This window comes from Kitasatospora sp. NPDC059577 (genome assembly GCF_042735475.1).
Lineage (GTDB): Bacteria > Actinomycetota > Actinomycetes > Streptomycetales > Streptomycetaceae > Kitasatospora.
Genome location: NZ_JBHWBZ010000003.1, coordinates 288,870 through 306,533, shown reverse-complemented (window position 1 = coordinate 306,533; position 17,664 = coordinate 288,870). Strand labels below are relative to the sequence as shown.

At 76.0% G+C, this 17,664-nt stretch carries 10 protein-coding genes; 4 read left to right on the top strand and 6 right to left on the bottom strand.

Going from position 1 to position 17,664, the window contains the following annotated elements; genetic code table 11:
• Positions 1-272: 272 nt before the first annotated feature.
• A complete protein-coding gene (locus ACFV0O_RS05320) occupies positions 273-1,055 on the bottom strand; it encodes an ABC transporter ATP-binding protein (RefSeq protein WP_360251162.1) in 783 nt (260 codons plus the stop codon).
• Positions 1,056-1,081: 26 nt separating this feature from the next.
• Positions 1,082-2,092: an ABC transporter substrate-binding protein gene (locus ACFV0O_RS05315; RefSeq protein ID WP_380336626.1), complete on the bottom strand. Its 1,011-nt coding sequence runs from the start codon at positions 2,090-2,092 to the stop codon at positions 1,082-1,084.
• A 117-nt stretch (positions 2,093-2,209) separates the two neighbouring features.
• Here ACFV0O_RS05315 and fhuB point away from each other — a divergent pair, with 117 nt between their 5' ends.
• The 3 genes from fhuB (at position 2,210) to ACFV0O_RS05300 (ending at position 6,488) form a co-directional block, all read left to right on the top strand.
• Positions 2,210-4,390, top strand: coding sequence for a Fe(3+)-hydroxamate ABC transporter permease FhuB (gene fhuB / locus ACFV0O_RS05310; protein ID WP_380336623.1), 2,181 nt, complete (start codon positions 2,210-2,212; stop codon positions 4,388-4,390).
• A 21-nt stretch (positions 4,391-4,411) separates the two neighbouring features.
• A complete protein-coding gene (gene fes, locus ACFV0O_RS05305; protein ID WP_380336620.1) occupies positions 4,412-5,539 on the top strand; it encodes an enterochelin esterase in 1,128 nt (375 codons plus the stop codon).
• A 94-nt stretch (positions 5,540-5,633) separates the two neighbouring features.
• Positions 5,634-6,488 carry an MBL fold metallo-hydrolase gene (locus ACFV0O_RS05300; RefSeq protein WP_380336618.1) on the top strand — a complete coding sequence of 285 codons (855 nt, stop codon included), beginning with the start codon at positions 5,634-5,636 and terminating at the stop codon, positions 6,486-6,488.
• A 99-nt stretch (positions 6,489-6,587) separates the two neighbouring features.
• On the opposite strand, the gene ACFV0O_RS05295 is transcribed toward ACFV0O_RS05300, so the two are convergent.
• From ACFV0O_RS05295 to ACFV0O_RS05280, 4 genes are all read right to left on the bottom strand, one after another.
• Positions 6,588-7,136: a Uma2 family endonuclease gene (locus ACFV0O_RS05295; protein WP_380336616.1), complete on the bottom strand. Its 549-nt coding sequence runs from the start codon at positions 7,134-7,136 to the stop codon at positions 6,588-6,590.
• Positions 7,137-7,206: 70 nt separating this feature from the next.
• A complete protein-coding gene (locus ACFV0O_RS05290; RefSeq protein ID WP_380336614.1) occupies positions 7,207-8,610 on the bottom strand; it encodes a DHA2 family efflux MFS transporter permease subunit in 1,404 nt (467 codons plus the stop codon).
• Positions 8,607-8,792, bottom strand: a complete 186-nt coding sequence (locus ACFV0O_RS05285) for an MbtH family protein (RefSeq protein WP_360251144.1) — start codon at positions 8,790-8,792, stop codon at positions 8,607-8,609. Before ACFV0O_RS05285 ends, ACFV0O_RS05290 begins: the two co-directional genes overlap by 4 nt.
• Complete coding sequence (locus ACFV0O_RS05280) at positions 8,789-16,231, bottom strand: amino acid adenylation domain-containing protein (RefSeq protein WP_380336611.1); 7,443 nt, start codon at positions 16,229-16,231, stop codon at positions 8,789-8,791. Before ACFV0O_RS05280 ends, ACFV0O_RS05285 begins: the two co-directional genes overlap by 4 nt.
• 120 nt (positions 16,232-16,351) lie before the next feature.
• On the opposite strand from ACFV0O_RS05280, the gene ACFV0O_RS05275 reads away from it, so the two are divergent.
• Positions 16,352-17,494, top strand: a complete 1,143-nt coding sequence (locus ACFV0O_RS05275) for an amidohydrolase (RefSeq protein ID WP_380336608.1) — start codon at positions 16,352-16,354, stop codon at positions 17,492-17,494.
• The last annotated feature ends 170 nt before the right edge of the window (positions 17,495-17,664 follow it).

Here is a 17,664-nt window from a genome sequence, read left to right as displayed (position 1 = left end):
CCACTGACAACGCGCCGGGCAGGGTGGAGCCGACCGGGGGAAGGGAAGTCGAAACCGCTCGAACGGGTGATCGAAGCAGTGCCGGGCTCGGGCGGAGGGAGCGGCCGCGCCGGCCCGCCGAAGGGCCCGCGCCCACGGCGAGCACGGCGAAGGCGGCGAGCACGGCGGCTACGGCGAACACGGCGAACACGGCGGAGGCAGCAACCCCGGCGACCACGGCGAAGGCGGCGCCGTCCGGAAGGAACGGCGCCGCCCGACCGGCCGCGCGGGCGTCAGCCCACCGGCGCCCGCGGCACGATGACCGGCGCGCCGTCCCCCGGCGCCGTGAGGACGTGGCTGTCGATGTCGTACAGCGCCCGCACCAGCGGCGCGTCCACCACCTCGCGCGGCGGCCCGCAGGCCACCACCGCGCCGTCGCGCAGGGCGACCAGCAGGTCCGCGTAGCGGGCGGCCGCCGCGAGGTCGTGCAGCACCATGACCACCGTCCGTCCGTCCGCCGCGACCCGGCGGACCAGCTCCAGGACCTCCACCGCGTGCCCGAGGTCGAGCGCGCTGGTCGGCTCGTCGAGCAGGACGACCGGGGTGTCCTGGGCCAGCACCATGGCGAGCCAGCAGCGCTGGCGCTGGCCGCCCGAGAGGCGGTCGAGCCGGCGGTCGGCGAGTTCCTCGACGCCGGTGGCGCGCAGGGCCGCGGCGGTGAGCCGCTCGTCGTCGGGCGACCACTGGCGGAACAGGCCCTGGTGCGGGTGGCGGCCGTAGCGGACGAGTCCGGCGACGGTGACCGCCTCCGGTGCCTGCGGGCTCTGCGGCAGCAGCGCGATCCGGTGGGCGGCCTGACGCGGGCGCAGCCGCCACACGTCCTCGCCGCCGACCAGGACCCGGCCGCCGTCCGGCCGGTGCAGCCGGGCGACGGCCCGCAGCAGGGTGGACTTGCCGCAGCCGTTCGGCCCGACCACGGCCACCACCTGCCCGGCCGGGACGGTGAGGTCGACCCCGCCGAGCACCGGGCGCCCCGGGCCGTAGCCGGCGGTGAGCCCCTCGATCGTCAACTCCATGGCAGCCTCCCCCGGTCCGGCCCCGCTCAGTTCCCGCCGAGCGCCTTGCCGAGGTCGCCGATGACGACGTCGGCCGCGAGCGGGCCGCCCCGGGTGGACCAGACCGAACCGTCCACGGTGACGACGTGGTTGTTCTTCACCGCGTTCAGCTCCTGGTACGCGGGCTTGGACTGGACGTCCTTGAGCGCGGACCTGCCGTCGTCGGTGAGGGTGGACAGGAACAGCCAGTCGCCGTCGATCTCGGAGAGCTTCTCCAGGCTGAGCGCCGGGCTGTGCGCGTTGCCGTCCTTGTCCTGCGCCGCCGGGCGGGTGAGGCCCATGTCGAGGGCGACGCCGGCGGCGAACTGCTTCTTCTCCATCCAGCTCGGGCCGGTGGGGTTCCAGCGGACGATCGAGACGGCGGCGCCCTTGTTCCCGGTGAGTCCGGCGCCGGCCTTGGCGGCCTTGGCCTCGTAGTCGCCGATGACCTTGTTGGCCTGGTCGAGCTTGTTGACGGCGTTGCCGATGCCCCGGAAGGCCAGCTTCCAGTCGTCGGTGGGCGCCATGGTGACCAGGGTGGCGGGGGTGATCTCGCGCAGCTGCTTGAGCACCTGTTCGTCCTGCATGTCACCGGCGAGGATGAGGTCGGGCTTGGCGGCGATCACCTTGTCCATCACCGGCTGCAGCAGGTTGCCGACCACCGGCACGCCCTGGACCTTGTCCTTCAGGTACGCGGGCGGCTCGTTGAGGCCCTGGCCGTTGGTGATGCCGGCCGGCTTGACGCCGAGGGCGAGCACCGCGTCGAGGTCCTCCTGGGTGAGGGTGACGATCCGCTTGGGTTCCGCGGGGACCTCGACGGCCTTGCCGGTGGCGTCCTTGACGGTCCGCTTGCCGCCGCCCGCCGCGTCCGCCGCCGGGGCGGAGGGGGCGGCCGAGGAGGAGCCGGAGGAGCCCGAGGAGCCGCAACCCGTGAGCAGGAGGGCGGCCGCCCCGGTGACGGCCAGCGCCTGGGCCGCGCGGCGGCGGACGGGGCTGAGCGGACGGCGGGCGAACGGCATGGGTGCCTCCGGGCAACGGTGGTACGTGAGTTGGGCGGCGTCCGGGCAGCGCGGTGCGACGGGGTGCCCGGTGCGGGACCCTGCGGGACGGCTCGGCCATTAGGTTAGCCTTACCTTATGACATTGTCGCAAGCGGGCGTGCACGCAGCGTCCCCCGCCACCGCGCCGGACGAACCGCCGCCGCGGAAGGACCCCCGCCGGGCCGGGACCGGCCGGGCCACCTGGCCGGTCGCCGTCGGAGCGGTGGCACTGCTGCTCGCCCTGGCCGCGCTCTCGCTGTCGGTCGGCGCCGGCGAGGTCGGCCCCGGCCGGGTCCTGGACTACGTGCTGGACCGCGGCGGCGCCCGCGCCGACGGCCGGCTCGCCCTCGTCGTCGGCGACCTGCGACTCCCCCGCACCCTGACCGCCCTGCTGGTCGGCGCCGCCCTCGGCGTCGCCGGCGCCCAACTGCAGTCCGTCACCCGGAATCCGCTCGCCGAGACCGGCCTGCTCGGCGTCAACGCCGGCGCCTCGCTCGGCGTCGTCCTCGGCATCGCCGTGCTCGGCGTGCAGACCTCCTACGGGTACCTCGCCTTCGCCTTCGGCGGCGCGGTGCTCGCCAGCACGCTCGTCCTGCTGATCGCGGGCAGCCGGGGCGGCGGATCGCCCATGCGGCTCGTCCTGGGCGGCTCGGCGGTCGGCGCGACCTTCGGCGGACTCACCGGCGTCCTGATCGTCAACTCGCCCGAGGCGTACGACCGCTACCGGGTCTGGGTGCTCGGATCGTTGTCCGGGGTGGAGGGCTGGACCACGCTGCGCCGGCTCGCCCCCGTCCTCGCCGTCGGCTTCCTGCTCGCCCTGCTCACCACCCGGCCGCTCACCGCCCTCGCACTCGGCGACGACCTCGCCCGCGGCCTCGGCCACCGGCCCGGCGCCACCCGCGCGGCGGTCGCCGCCGCCGTCACCCTGCTGACCGCCTCCGCGGTCGCCCTGGCCGGGCCGATCTCGTTCCTCGGTCTGCTCGCCGGATTCCTCGCCCGCGCCGTCGCCGGCCCGCGGGTCGGCCGGCTGACCCTGCTCGCCGGGCTGTTCGGCGCCGCCGTGCTGACCGGCGCCGACGTCCTGGCGCGCGTCGTCGCCCGGCCCTTCGAAGCGCCGGTGTCGGTGATCGTCGCCCTGGTCGGCGCCCCGGCGCTGATCGCCATCGTCCGCTCCCGGCGCTCCGCCGCCCTCGTCCTGACCGACCCGGCCGAATCCGCCGCACCGCCCGGCCGCCGCGCCGAACCGCCCGCCCCCAAACCGGACCTGGCCCTGCGGTACGGCGTCTGGTCGCTGCTGCTCCCCCGCCGGGCGCTCGCCGCCTCGCTCGGCCTCACCGCCGCGCTGCTCGCCGCCGTCGTCGTCTCCGCGCACGCCGGGCAGGGTGAACTCGGCCTCGGCCGCACCTTCCAGGCCGTGTTCGGCTACGGCGACCGCCTCGACGTCCTGCTGGTGCAGAAGTTCCGGCTCGGCCGGATCGTCGCCGGGCTCGCCGCCGGAGCCGCGCTCGGCCTGGCCGGCTGCCTCACCCAGACCCTCGCCCGCAACCGCCTCGCCACCCCCGAGCTCCTCGGCGTCAACGACGGCGCGACCGCCGCCGTCCTGATCTCCGCCACCGCCTCCGGCACCTTCGGCGCCTGGTGGGCCGGACCGCTCGGCGCACTCGCCGCCGTCCTGGTCGTCACCCTGGTCTCCGGCGGGCTCGGCGCGCGCGGCTACCGGGTGCTGGTCGTCGGGCTCGCGATGTCCGCCCTCGCCTCGGCGGTCGTCCAGGTCGCGCTCGCCCGCCGCTCGCTCAACTCGGCCGGCTCGCTGTACGTCTGGACCTCCGGCAGCCTCAACGGGCGGGACTACGCGATCGCCGCGCCCGTCCTGACCGGGCTCGCGGTGCTGGTGCCGCTCGCCCTGGTGGTGGCCCGACGGCTGGCCGTGCTGCGCTTCGACGACAACGTCGCCTCCGCGCTCGGCGTCGATCCCGGCCGGGTCCGGCTCGTCTGCCTGCTGCTGGCCGTCGCCCTGGCCGGGCTCGCGGTCGGCGTCTGCGGACCGGTCGGCTTCGTCGCCCTGGCCGCGCCCGTGATCGCCGGACGCCTCGCCGGGCCCGCCCGCGTCCCGGTCCTCGGCTCGGCGCTGACCGGCGCCCTGCTCGTCGTCCTCGCGGACACCCTCGGACGGGTGCTGATCGGCGGGGTCGAGATCCCCGTCGGCATCGTCACCACCGTCCTCGGCGGTCCGTTCCTGCTCTGGGTGCTGCTCGGCCGCAAGGGCACCCCCGCGTAAGCCCCTCCAGGAGTCCACACCATGGAAACCCCGCCCCTCGTCACCCCCGACCCCGTCGACCCCGCCTACCGCCTGGTCACCCTCACCCACCGGGGCGGACCGTGCGACGGCGTCCTCGCCCTGCTCCACACCGTGACCGACAAGGACCGCCACGCCGGCGACCTCACACCACACCTGATGACACGTCGGGACGACGGCTCGTGGACGATCACCTACCGGCTGCGCGCCGACCACCGCGCCTCCTACCAACTCCACCCCTTCCACGGCGACGCCCCCGGCACCGCCCGCCCCGACTGGCTGCACGTCCTCGACCACGCCCGCCCCGACCCGTACGACACCGAACCCCGGCTGCCCGCCCGCGACGGCCGCCACCCGGCCTCGGTGCTCAGCCTGCCCGACGCTCCCGCACAGCCCTACGTCCGGCGGCGCGAGGACGTGCCGCGCGGCCGGACGGTGCCGCACACGGTCGCCGGCCGGCGGGTCGACGTCCACCTGCCGGCCGGCCACGGGGACGGCCCCCACCCGGCGGCCTTCCCGGTGGCCGTCCTGCTCGACGGCGAGATGTGGGGCGAGGTGCTGTCCGTCGGCGACACCCTCGACAACCTGACGGCGGACGGCGCGATCCCGCCCACCGTCGCCCTGCTCGTGCACACCATGGGCCCAGGCCGGCCCGACGACCTCAGCTGCAACCCGGCCTTCGTCGACCTCCTCGCCGACCGCCTCCTCCCTTGGGCCGCCCAGGAGTTCGGCGCGACCACCGACCCGGCCCGCACCGTGATAGCGGGCCAGAGCGCGGGCGGGCTCACCGCCGTCTACGCCGCCTACCGGCGGCCCGAGCGCTTCGGCAACGCGCTCTCCCAGTCCGGCTCCTTCTGGTGGCCGGACGAGACCGAGTTCGACGAGGGCAGCGAGTGGCTGACCCGGCGGTTCGCGGCCGAGGAACGACGGGCCGCCCGCTTCTACGTCGAGGTCGGACTGCAGGAGTGGATGCTGCTCACCCAGAACCGGCACCTGCGGGACGTCCTCGTGGCGCGCGGCTACGACCTCGCCTACCGGGAGTTCAACGGCGGTCACGACTACGCCTGTTGGCGCGGCGGACTCGCGGACGGGTTGGCGCACCTGCTCGGGTCACCCGAAAGGACGAAGTAGGGCCGGGCCGCCCACCCGCCCGGCGGCCGGGCCCCTAACGTTCGGGGGACCCGCCGTCCGGGGCGGACGGGCGGACGACCTGACGGGAGAAGCCATGACCACCGGTGCGCCGGTCGCCCGCCCGCTGGAGGCGCGGTGGATCCACGGGTCCCCGTCGGCGAAGCACAACACGGACCCCGAACTCCAGGTCCACGCCTACGACGAGCACACCGTCATCCTGCGGCAGAACAAGGCGACCCACTACGAAGCGCCGTTCCTCTATCTGCTGTTCGGGGCGGACCGCGCCCTGCTGCTGGACACCGGCGCTACCGCCGAGCCCGCGTTCCTCCCGCTGCGTGCGGTCGTCGACGGGCTGGTCGACCGGTGGCTCGCCCGCAACCCCCGCGACGGCTACGAACTCCTCGTCCTGCACACCCACGACCACGACGACCACGTCGCGGGCGACCGGCAGTTCGACGGCCGCCCCGCGACGACCGTGGTGGGCGCGCACGTGGACGCCGCCTGGCCGTACTTCGGCTTCGACCGGGACCCGGAGGCGGTCGCCACGGTCGACCTGGGCGGCGGACGCGTCGTGGAGTGCCTGGCCACCCCCGGACACCACGCCTCGGCCGTGACCTACTACGACCCGTGGACCGGCTTCCTGCTCACCGGCGACACCGTCTACCCCGGCCGGCTCTACATCGACGACTGGCCCGCCTTCCGCCGCACCGTCGACCGCCTGATCCGCTTCACCGCCACCCGCCCGGTGACCCACGTCCTCGGCTGCCACATCGAGATGACCCGCCACCCGGGCCTCGACTACCCCGCCGGCACCACCTACCAGCCCCACGAGGCGCCCCTGCAGCTCACCCCCGACCACCTCCACCAGATCCGCGCCGCCCTCGCCCACCTCGGCGACCGGCCGCGCCGGCACCGGCTGCCGGACCTGATCCTCTGGCCCGAGGGCTGAGCCGGGCCCGGAGGGGCGGCACGGAGGGGCAGCGGGGCGAGGCGGCGCGGCGGGATCAGTCCCGGTACGGGACGAGCCGGGACCGGAGGGGCGGCGGGGTCAATCCCGGTACGGGACGAGCCGGGCCAGGTCCAGCTCGAAGCCGAACGGCTCGGGGATCCGGAGGGTCTCGCCGAACTCCCGTTCCGTCCGGGTGTGGTAGCGGTCGCGGTTCGGCTCGGAGAACAGCGTCACGGTCTTCTGCCGGGGGTCCACGATCAGGTAGAGCGGGAATCCCATCCGCGGGTAGTCGCGGACCTTCCCGGTCCAGTCGTTCTCGGGATTGGACGGCGAGACGATCTCGACCGCGACCAGGGCCAGTTCGGCGGGGACCTCACGGCCCAGCTCGATGACCTCCTCGGGCAGGTAGGTGAGGTCGGGGTTCCGCACGGAGCCGACCTCCGGCGAGGAGAGGTCGCTGTTCCCGGACGGGAAGTAGCCGGGCGGGCAGTGCGCCTCGAACCGGCGCTGGACGATCGCCAGGTTCAGCTGGTGGATCGGGGACGGCGAGGCCTGCATGACGATGAGGTCGCCGGACAGTTCGACCTTGTAGCCGTCCGGGAGGCTGCGACGGACCTCTTCCAGCAGGCGGTAGCGCTCAGGGTTCATGCGGGCTCCTCCGGTGCTCCGATCACCGTAACGGCAGCCGGGGCACCGGAGGAGACGGTCCCGCGCCCCGTCAGTCCTCCGGGGGCGGCCCCGGGGCCTCGGCGGGGAGGCGGGTGGCGAGGAGGGCGCCGGCGGCGACCAGAGCGGCCGTCAGCAGGAGGGCGAGCCGGTAGGGCGTGGTGCCGGAGTCGGCGGGCCAGGCGCCGATGAGGGCGGCGGTGGCGGCGATGCCGAGGGCGCCGCCGAGGGTGCGCAGGATGGTGAAGAGGCCCATCGCGCGGCCCATGGCGGGCGGGGGGACGTCGGCGAAGCCCGCGATCTGGACGGTGAGGACGGCGGTGCCGAGGATCAGGCCGACACCGAACATCAGGGCCCGGACGAGCCATGGGTTCTCCGCGTAGCCGAGCGCGGCGAGGACCGCGGCGGCCAGCAGCAGGCCCGGTAGGGCGAGTCGGCGCGGGCCGAGGCGGGGCAGCAGGCGGTCCACCACCTGGGAGGCGGCCATCAGGCCGATCGCCTCCGGGAAGACGCTGAGGCCGGCGTCGAGGGCGGAGGCGCCGAGGGCCGCCTGGTAGAGCAGCGGGAGGGCGAACAGCGCGCCCATCAGTCCGGCCGAGGTGAGCAGCGCCAGCCAGCCGGCCGCGCCGAAGGTCCGGTCGGCGAGCAGTCGGAGGTGCACCAGCGGTTCCCCGGAGCGGAGTTGGTGCCGGACGGCGGCGGCCAGCAGCACCAGGCCCGCGATCCCGCCGAGGGCGACGCCCGGGGAGGACCAGCCGTGGGCCGGGCCGAAGCCCAGCGCGTAGGTCAGCAGGCCGAGGCCGGGGGTGGCGAGCAGGAAGCCGGTGGTGTCGAAGCGGCCGGCCGGGGGCTCTTCGGCGCCGCGCAGGCCGAGCAGGCCGATGGCGACGGCCGCCGCCCCGATCGGCACGTTGACCAGGAACAGCCAGTGCCAGGAGAGGTGTTCGGTGAGGAAGCCGCCGAGCGGCGGCCCGAGGGCGGGCATCAGCGCGGTGGGGACGATCAGGATCCGGCCGAGGCCGGCCCGCTCGTGCGGGGCGAAGGCCCGGAACAGCAGCGTCATCCCGACCGGGGTGAGCAGTCCGCCTGCCACGCCCTGGCCGGCGCGCGCGGCCGCCAGCGATCCGAGGCCGGGGGCGGCGGCGCACAGGGCGGAGGCGAGGGTGAAGGCGGCGAGCGCGCCGAGGAAGACCCGTTTCACGCCGTACCGGTCGCCGAGCCAGCCGGCGACCGGGAGACCGAGGGCGAGGCCGACCAGGAAGGCGGTCTCGACGGCGTTGGCCGCCGACACCGGCCGGCCGAAGTCCTCGGCGATGGTGAACAGCGCGGGGTTGACGATGGTCGAGTCCAGGCCGTTCATGCACATCGCGGCCGTGTAGACGACGACCACCGCGGCGCGCCCCGCAAGCAGGGGGCGCGCCGGGGCCTGGGCCGCGGGGGCCTCGGGAGGGGTCACAGGGCGGTCCAGTGCGCGGTGATCCACTCCAGGGCGGCGGCCCGCTCACACGGGCCGTGGGCGACGTCCCAGCCGGCCGGGACGGCGGCGAAGGCGGGCCAGAGGGAGTGCTGGCCCCCGGGGTTGACGAGGGCGAGGAACTCGCCGTCGGCGTCGAAGGGGTTGGCGGGGGCGTCACTCATCGGAGGCGTTCTCCATCGTCGGTCTTCTCCAGGTGGTCGGCGATCACGCTCGCGATGTGCGCGATCGGGGCGGGCAGGGTCATGTCCTTGTGGGAGCAGGCCACGTCGGTGTTGGCGATCCGGCCGGTCACGTACGGGGTCCACAGCTCGGGCACCAGGGTGTCGTCGATGGTGTCGACGGTGGCGCGGAAGAACAGCACGTCGCCGTCGAAGCGACGGTGGTCGTAGCCGCGCACCAGGTGGTTGGTGTTGAGGTAGATCCGGTTGAGCGCGGCCACGGTCGCGTCGTCGAGTCCGGCGAGGGGGCTGCCCTCGCGGCGCAACAGCTCGGTGACGGCGTCGAGTTCGAGCGGCCGGCCGGCGAGGTCGGCGGGGCCGTAGCCGCCCATGGTGAGCAGTGCCTCGAGTGCCTCGGCCTGGTCGGGGACGGGCAGCTCGCGGAAGCCCTCGGCGGGGTAGGCGTCCAGGATGGCGAGCAACTCGACGTCCTGGCCGACTTCCCGGAGCCGGACGGCCACCGCGTGCGCGATGATCCCGCCGGTGGACCAGCCGAGCAGCCGGTACGGCCCCTCGGGCTGGACCTCGCGCAGCCGGTCGGCGTAGTGCGCGGCCAGGTCCTCCAGGGTGGCGGGCAGCGGTTCGGCGGCGGTGGCGGCGCCGACGCCCTGCGCCTGGAGGCCGTAGATCGGGACGTCGCCGGGCAGGTGGCGGATCAGGCCGGTGTAGCACCAGCCGAGGCCTCCGGCCGGGTGCACGGCGAACAGCGGGCGCTGCCGTCCGGGGGCGACCGGCCGCAGCGGGAGCAGGACGTCCAGGGCGTCGGTGTCGTCGGTGCCGGCCGCGAGTGCGGCGTCGAGGGCGGCCACCGTGGGGGCCTGGAAGAGCGTGCCGATGCCGACGTCCAGTCCGAGCACCTCGCGGATCCGCCCGGCGAGGCGCACGACCAGCAGCGAGTGCCCGCCGAGGGCGAAGAAGTCGTCCTCGACGCCGACCGAGGCCGTGCCGAGCACCTCGGCGAAGAGTTCGCACAGCTGCTGTTCGCGCGGGGTGCGCGGCGGCCGGCCGGCGCCCGCGGCCGGGGCCTCGGGGGCGGGCAGGGCGCGGCGGTCGAGCTTGCCGTTGGCGGTGAGCGGCAGGCGGTCGAGCAGGACGACGGCGGACGGCACCATGTGGACGGGCAGTCCGGCGGCGGCGTGGGCCCGCAGATCGTCGGGCGTCGGGCCGTCGGCCACCGCGTAGGCGACCAGCCGCTTGTCCCCCGGCACGTCCTCGCGCACCACCACGGCGGCGTCGGCGACGGCGGGGTGGGCGGCCAGCACGGCCTCGATCTCGCCGAGTTCGATCCGGAAGCCGCGCAGCTTGACCTGCTGGTCGGCGCGGCCGAAGTACTCCAGGACGCCGTCGGCGCGGCGGCGGGCGAGGTCGCCGGAGCGGTACATCCGGGTGCCGCGTTCACCGAACAGTGCGGCGTACGGGTCGGCGACGAAGCGGGTGGCGGTGAGCTCGGGGCGGCCGAGGTAGCCGCGGGCCAGGCCCGCCCCGGCCACGTACATCTCGCCGGTGACGCCGGGCGGGACGGGCTGCAGGTGCCGGTCGAGGACGTAGACGCGCAGGTCGGGGATGTTGACGCCGATCGTGCTGCTGCTTCCGGCGGCGGCGCTCGCCCGGTCGAGGGCGACGTACGAGACGTGCACGGTGGTCTCGGTGATGCCGTACATGTTGACCAGGGTCGGCGCGTCCTCGGCGTGCCGGGAGTACCAGTCGTCCAGGCGGCCGAGTTCCAGCGCCTCACCGCCGAACACCACGTAGCGCAGGGCGAGTTCGCTGCCGGGGCGGTCCCGGTCGGCGGCGCTGAGCTGGTAGAACGCGGACGGCGTCTGGTTGAGCACGGTGACGCGTTCGCGGGCGAGCAGGTCGAGGAAGGCGGCCGGGTCGCGGCTGACCAGGTGCGGGACGACGACGAGCCGGCCGCCGTGCAGCAGGGCGCCCCACAGCTCCCAGACGGAGAAGTCGAAGGCGTAGGAGTGGAAGAGCGTCCAGACGTCGTCCGCGTCGAAGCCGAACCAGTGGTCGGTGGCGGTGAACAGCCGGACCACGTTGCGGTGGGTGACGGGTACGCCCTTGGGACGGCCGGTGGAGCCCGAGGTGTAGATGACGTACGCGGTGTCGTCGGCGCGCAGCGGGCGGGTGCGCTCGTGCGGGGCGAGCGGCACGGCCGGGTACCGCTCGGCCTCCGGTCCGTCGACGAGGAGTCGGCGCACGTCGTGGGCGGGCAGTCGGGGCGCGGTGTCGCGATCGGTGAGCAGGGCGGCGGGGGCGGCGTCGGCCAGCATGTAGGCGAGCCGGTCGGCCGGGTAGTCGGGGTCGAGGGGCAGGTAGGCGGCGCCGGACTTGGCCACGGCCAGCAGGGCGACGACGAGTTCGAGCGAGCGCGGCAGGGCGAGGGCGACGATGGTGCCGGGGCCGATGCCCTCGGCGGCCAGCAGGCGGGCCAGCCGGTCGGCGCGGGCACCGAGTTCGGTGTAGTCGAGCCGGTCGCCGAGGTGACTCACGGCGATGGCTTCCGGGTTGGCCGCGGCGGCCGCCTCGAACAGCTCGGGCAGGGTGGCGTCGGGCGCGGTGGGTCCGGGAGCGGCGGCGTCGGAAGCGGTGGCGTCGGGAGCGGCGGTTCCGGGAGCAGTGGCGTCGGGCGCGGCGGCGGCCGGGCCCGCCGGGGCCGCCGGGGCCGGGCCGGCGTTCCACTCGACCAGGGCACGCAGCCGCTCCTCCTCGCCGATCAGCGGGAGCCGGCCGATCGGGGTGTCGGGGGCGGTGGCGGCGGCGGTGAGCAGCCGGGTCAGGCGTTCGCCGAGGGCGGCCACGGTGGTGGCGTCGAAGAGGTCGGTGCGGTATTCCAGGAAGCCGCCGATGCCGCCGCCGGGCCGTTCACCCGCGTTGAGGGTGAGGTCGAACTTGGCGGTGCCGCTGGGGACGGCGGTGGTCTCGGCCGCGAGGCCGCCGCCGAGGTCGGTGCGCTCGTCGGGGCGGCTCTGCCAGGCGAGCATCACCTGGAACAGCGGGTGGCGGGCGAGCGAGCGGGCCGGGTTGAGCTCCTCGACCAGGCGGTCGAAGGGCAGGTCGGCGTGCTCGTGGGCGCCGAGGACGGTGGCGCGCACGCGGGCCAGCAACTCGCGGAATGTCGGGTCGCCGGAGGTGTCGGTGCGCAGGACCACGGAGTTGACGAAGTAGCCGACCAGTGCGGCGGTCTCCTCGTCCTCGCGCCCGGCCACCGGGGTGCCGACCGGGATGTCGGTGCCGCAGCCGTGCCGGGTGAGCAGGGCGGCGAGGCCGGCCTGGACGGCCATGAAGACGGTGCTGCCGGCGGACCGGGCCAGCGCGGCGAGGGCGGTGTGCGCCTCGGTGCCGAGGGCGAAGGGGACGGTGGCGCCCCGGTGGCCGGCCACGGCCGGGCGGGGGCGGTCGGTGGGCAGTTCCAGCTGGTCGGGCAGTCCGGCGAGCGCGGTGCGCCAGTACGCGGTCTGCCGGACGGCGAGCGGGCCGGGTGCGTCGGCGGTGCCGAGGCGCTTGCGCTGCCAGGCCGCGTGATCGGCGAACTGGACGGCCAGTGGCGGAAGTTCGGGTTCGCGTCCGGCGAGCCTGGCGGTGTAGGCGGCGGCCAGGTCGCGGACCAGCGGGGTGGTGGAGGCGCCGTCGCCCGCGATGTGGTGCAGCAGGAGGAGCAGGGTGTGCCGGGCGGGTCCGTCGGTGAACAGGGTGGCCCGCAGCGGCGGTTCGGCGGCCAGGTCGAAGGAGTACCGGACGGCTTCGGCCGCCTCGACGGAATCGTCGTGCAGGTCGACGGGCGCGGCGGGCAGGATCCGCTGGTACGGCGTGCCGTCCGGCTCCTCGCCGTAGACGGTGCGCAGGACTTCGTGCCGGGCGACCAGGTCGGCCAGCGCGAGGGTGAGCGCGGGACGGTCCAGCGGGCCGGTGAGGGTGAGCGCGAGCGGGATGTTGTAGGTGGGGCTGGGGCCTTCGAGGCGGTGCAGGAACCAGAGGCCGCGCTGGGCGGGCGAGATCGGCATCCGCTCGGTGCGCGGGACGGGCCCGAGGACGGGGTGCTCGTCCTGCGGCAGACCGGCTGCGGCCCGGTCCCCTTCGGCGCGGTCCCCTTCGGCGTGGTCCCCTTCGACCCGGACCGCGTCGGCCCGGTCCCCTTCGGCCCGCTGCGCCTCGGCCTGCTCCGCTTCGGCCCGGTCGCCGAGCAGGGCGGCGAGGCCGGCCGGGGTCGGGTGGCGGAACACGTCGGCGAAGCCGGCCCGGGTGGCGAAGGTCTCGCGCAGCCGGGCGGCCAGGCGCCCGGCGAGCAGCGAGTGGCCGCCGAGGTCGAAGAAGGAGGCGTTCCGGCCGGGTGCCTGCGACAGGCCGAGGACGTCCGCGAACAGCCCGCAGACCAGTTCCTCCCGGGGCGTCGCCGCCGAGGCGCCCTCGGCCTGCGCGGCCGGCTCCGGCAGGGCCCGGTGGTCCAGCTTGTCGTGGGCGGTGCGCGGCAGTTCGTCCAGCAGCAGGACCGCCGCCGGGACCATGTGCGCGGGCAGCCGGGCGGCGAGTGCGGCGCGCAGCCCGTCCGGGTCCGGGGCGGCGCCCGGCGCGGGGACGGCGTAGCCGAGCAGGCGCTTGCCCTGCGGGCCGGGGCGGGCGATCACCACGGCCTGGGCGACGCCGGGCAGTTCGGCGAGGACGGCGGCGACCTCACCGGGCTCGACCCGGAAGCCGCGGATCTTCACCTGGTCGTCGGCGCGGCCGAGGAACTCCAGGGTGAGGTCCGGTCGGCGGCGGGCGAGGTCGCCGGTGCGGTACATCCGGGCGCCGGGCGGGCCGAAGGGGTCGGCGACGAAGCGTTCGGCGGTGAGGTCGGGGCGGCCGAGGTAGCCGCGGGCCAGGCAGGCGCCGGCGACGTACAGTTCGCCGGTGACGCCGTCGGGTGCGGGGCGCAGCGAACCGTCCAGGACGTAGGCGCGGGAGCCGCGCACCACCCGGCCGACGGGGGCGCCGTCCGGGCCCGGGGTCCAGGCGTAGGCGTCGACGGTGGTCTCGGTCGGGCCGTAGAGGTCGACGGGGTGCAGGCCGGGGACGGCGGTCAGGCGCTGCCAGAGGGCGGGCGGGGTGGCCTCGCCGCCGACCACGAGGACGGACGGGCGGTGCCGTCCTTCGTCCAGGACGCCCTCGGCGACGAGGACTTCGAGGTAGGAGGGGGTGAGGTCGAGGTAGTCGATGCGCTCGCGGTCGAGGTGGTCGGCCAGGGCGGCCGGGTCGCGGTAGGTGGCGTCGTCCAGCAGGTGCAGCTCGTGGCCGTGGACCATCCAGAGCACCGGGTCCCAGGAGGCGTCGAAGGCGAACGAGGCGCTGTGGGCGACGCGCAGGCGCTCGCGGCCGGTGCGGCGCACGGCGGGGGCGATGTGGTCCTCGGCGAGGCCGGCGTGCAGGTTGGCCAGTGAGGCGTGGGTGACCACCACGCCCTTGGGGCGGCCGGTGGAGCCCGAGGTGTGCAGCACGTAGGCGGGGTCGTGGAGCCGGGGCGCGGGCGGGGCGGTGTCCGGCTCGCCGTCGGCCTCGCCGGGCCGGACGGCGGGCAGTCCGGCGGGCAGGTCGAGTCCGGCGAGGGCCTCGGCGGTGCCGACGACCGCGCAGACCGGGCGGGCGTCGGCCAGGACGGCGGTCAGCCGCTGCGCGGGGTGGGTGAGGTCGAGGGAGACGCAGGCGCCGCCGGCCTTGAGGACGGCGAGCATCGCGACGAGCGTGTCCGCGCCGCGCGGCAGGGCGATCGCGACCGGTGCGCCGTCCCGTACGCCGAGGGCGATCAGGCGGTGGGCGAGCCGGTTGGCGGCGGTGTCCAGCTGTCCGTACGTCAGGGCGGCCGTGCCGCAGCGGACGGCGACGGCCTCCGGGGTGCGGGCGGCCCGGGCGGCGAACAGCTCGGGCACGGTCCGCTCGGCCGGGGGTTCGGTGCGCCCCTCGGTGGCCCGGCGCAGTCCGTCGGCGTCCAGCAGGTCGATCCGGGCGATCGGCGTCTGCGGGGCGGTGAGCAGCAGCTCGGCGAGGGCGTCGAGGTAGCGCAGCAGGCCGTCGCGGTGGGCGGCGAGGGAGTCGGCGTCGTGGCGGGCCGGGTCGGCGTCGATGACCAGGCGCAGCGCGCCGTCCGGGCCGGGCGAGACGTTCAGGGCGAGGTCGTCCACGGGGCCGGCGGCGAGGTTGCGGACGGTGCCGGGCAGGCCCGCCAGGTCGAGGTCGCCCTCGAAGGCCTTGATGTTGACCATCGGGCCGAACAGCGCGCGGCGGTCACCGGTGCGGCCGAGGTCGCGGCGCAGGTCCTCCAGCGGGTAGCGCTGGTGGCGGCGGACGGCGCGCAGCTCGCGGACGACCTGGCGCAGGAGCGCCTCCGCGCTGTCGGCGGGCCGGACGGCGAGGCGCAGCGGGAGCACGTTGGCGGTGGCGACGGGGGTGCGCAGGGCGGCCGGGCCGCGGCGGTTGGCGAGCGGCAGGCCGAGGACGACGTCCCGGCTGCCGGACAGGCGGTGCAGGTAGCCGGCGGCGGCCGCGAGGAGCAGTTCGGCCCAGGTGGCGCGGACGGCGGTGGCGGCGTGCTCCAGGCGCCCTCGGGTACCGGCGGGGAGTTCGGCGGTGAGGCGCAGCGGGGACGTTCCGGCGTCCGGGGCGGGCGCGCCGGGCAGGGTCGGCGGGGCGTCGGCGTCGGCCATCCGGGCGGACCAGTGGGCGCGGTCGGCCCGGTACTCCTCGCCGTCGCGGTAGGCGGCCTCCTCGGCGGCGGCCTCGGCGAGGCGCGCGAACGGGGTCGGGGCGGGCTCGGCGCCGGTGACGCGCGCGCGGTACAGCTCGGCGACCCGGTCGCCGAGGAGGGTCAACGCGTAGGCGTCGACGGCGAGGTGGTGGATCCGGCGGTACCAGAGCCGGCGGTCGTCGGCGAGCCGGATCAGGGCGTGGGTGAACAGCGGGCCCTCGGCGAGGTCGGCCGGCCGGGCGAGGTCGGCGCGCATCCAGGCCTCGGCGGCGGCCCGCGGGTCGGCCGGGGCCGCGGCGTCGGAAGCGGACGCGGCGTCGGAAGCGGAGCCCGCCCGCAGGTCGAGGCGGTGCAGCGGCCACGGGCGGCCGGGCCTGAGCCGCTGACGGGGCGTACCGTCCGAGCCGGTGACGACGACGGCGCTCAGCGCCTCCGCCTCCTCCACCGCCTGCCGCAGCGCCTGTTCGAACCGGGCCTCGTCGAGCGGGCCGGTGATCTCGACGGCGTCGCCGGTGTTGTAGACCGGGCTGGCGGGGTCGAGCGCCTGGGCGTACCAGATGGCGGCCTGGGCGGCGAGCAACGGAACGTCGACGGCCTGGGTCTCGACGATCTGGGTGTCACCCGTCCGGGTGTCACCGGTCTGGGTCTCGGCGGCGGGCATGGTTCGGAGAGCTCCTCGGGGATCCGGAACGCCTTACTTAGGTTAGCCTAATCTAACTTCATACGATCTGGTCAACGGCCCGGGGCAGCCCGGGCCCTGACACCGCCGGAGGCGCCACCCATGCCCCTGTCCGCGACCAAGCAGGCCGTCCACGAGCGCGTGCACGCGCACCGGGACGAACTGCTGGCGCTCAGCCGCCGCATCCACGCCCATCCCGAGACCGCCTTCGAGGAGCACCGCGCGGCCGCCTGGTGCGCCGAACTGCTGCGCGGCCACGGCTACACCGTCACCGCGCCCGCGCACGGCCTGGCCACCGCGTTCAGCGCGACCCTCGGCAGCGGGCCGGTCACCGTCGCCCTGGTCTGCGAGTACGACGCGCTGCCCGGCCTCGGCCACGCCTGCGGACACAACCTGATCGCCGCCGCGGGCCTCGGCGCGGCCCTCGGACTCGCCCCGTACGCCGATCGACTCGGGCTCACCGTACGGGTGATCGGCGCGCCGGCCGAGGAGCGCGGAGCCGGCAAGGCCCTGCTGCTGGAGGCGGGAGCCTTCGCCGGGGCCGACGCGGCCATGATGGTGCACCCCTGCCCGGTCGAGGTCGCCGACTTCCGCTCCTTCGCCCTCGGCACGCTGTCCGTCCGCTACACCGGGCGCGCCGCCCACCCCAGCCTCAACCCGCACGACGGACGCAACGCCGCCGACGCGCTCACCGTCGCGCAGGTCGCGATCGGGCTGCTGCGCCAGCAACTCCCGCCGCACTGGCGGGTGCACGGCGTCACCACGGCGGCCGGGACGGCACCGAACCTGATCCCGGACGGTGCCACCGCCGAGTACGAGATCCGGGCCTCGGCGGCCGAGGACCTCGCGGAGCTGCGCGCCCGGGTCGAGGACTGCTTCCGCGCCGGGGCGCTGGCCACCGGGTGCGGGGTGGAGCTGACCCGGCCCGAGCCGGACTACCTGGACATGCGGTCCGACCCGGGCCTGCTGGACCTGTGGCGGTCCAACGCCGCGGCGCTCGGCCGGCCGGAGCCGGTCGAGCGCGGGCCGTTCGCCTGCACCGACATGGGGAACGTGTCGCACGTGGTGCCCTCGATCCATCCGGTCCTGGACATCACGGGCGGCGCCTGCGCCCCGCACGAGGCGGCGTTCGCCGAGGCGGCGCTGGGCGCGGAGGCGGAGCGGGCGGTGCTGGACGGCGCGGTGGCCATGGCCTGGACGGCGGCGGACCTGGCGGCGGCACGACGCCCACCGGCGGGCCGGTGACGGATTTCGGCTGACGACTTCCGGCGAACGGAGATCATCATCCGTTCGCCGGAAGTCGTCGTGCGGGGACCGCCCCCCGGCACCCCCCCCCCGGCGCCCGCGGGGCCCCCCCCCCCCCCCCCCCCCCCCCCCCCCCCCCCCCCCCCCCCCCCCCCCCCCCCCCCCCGCCG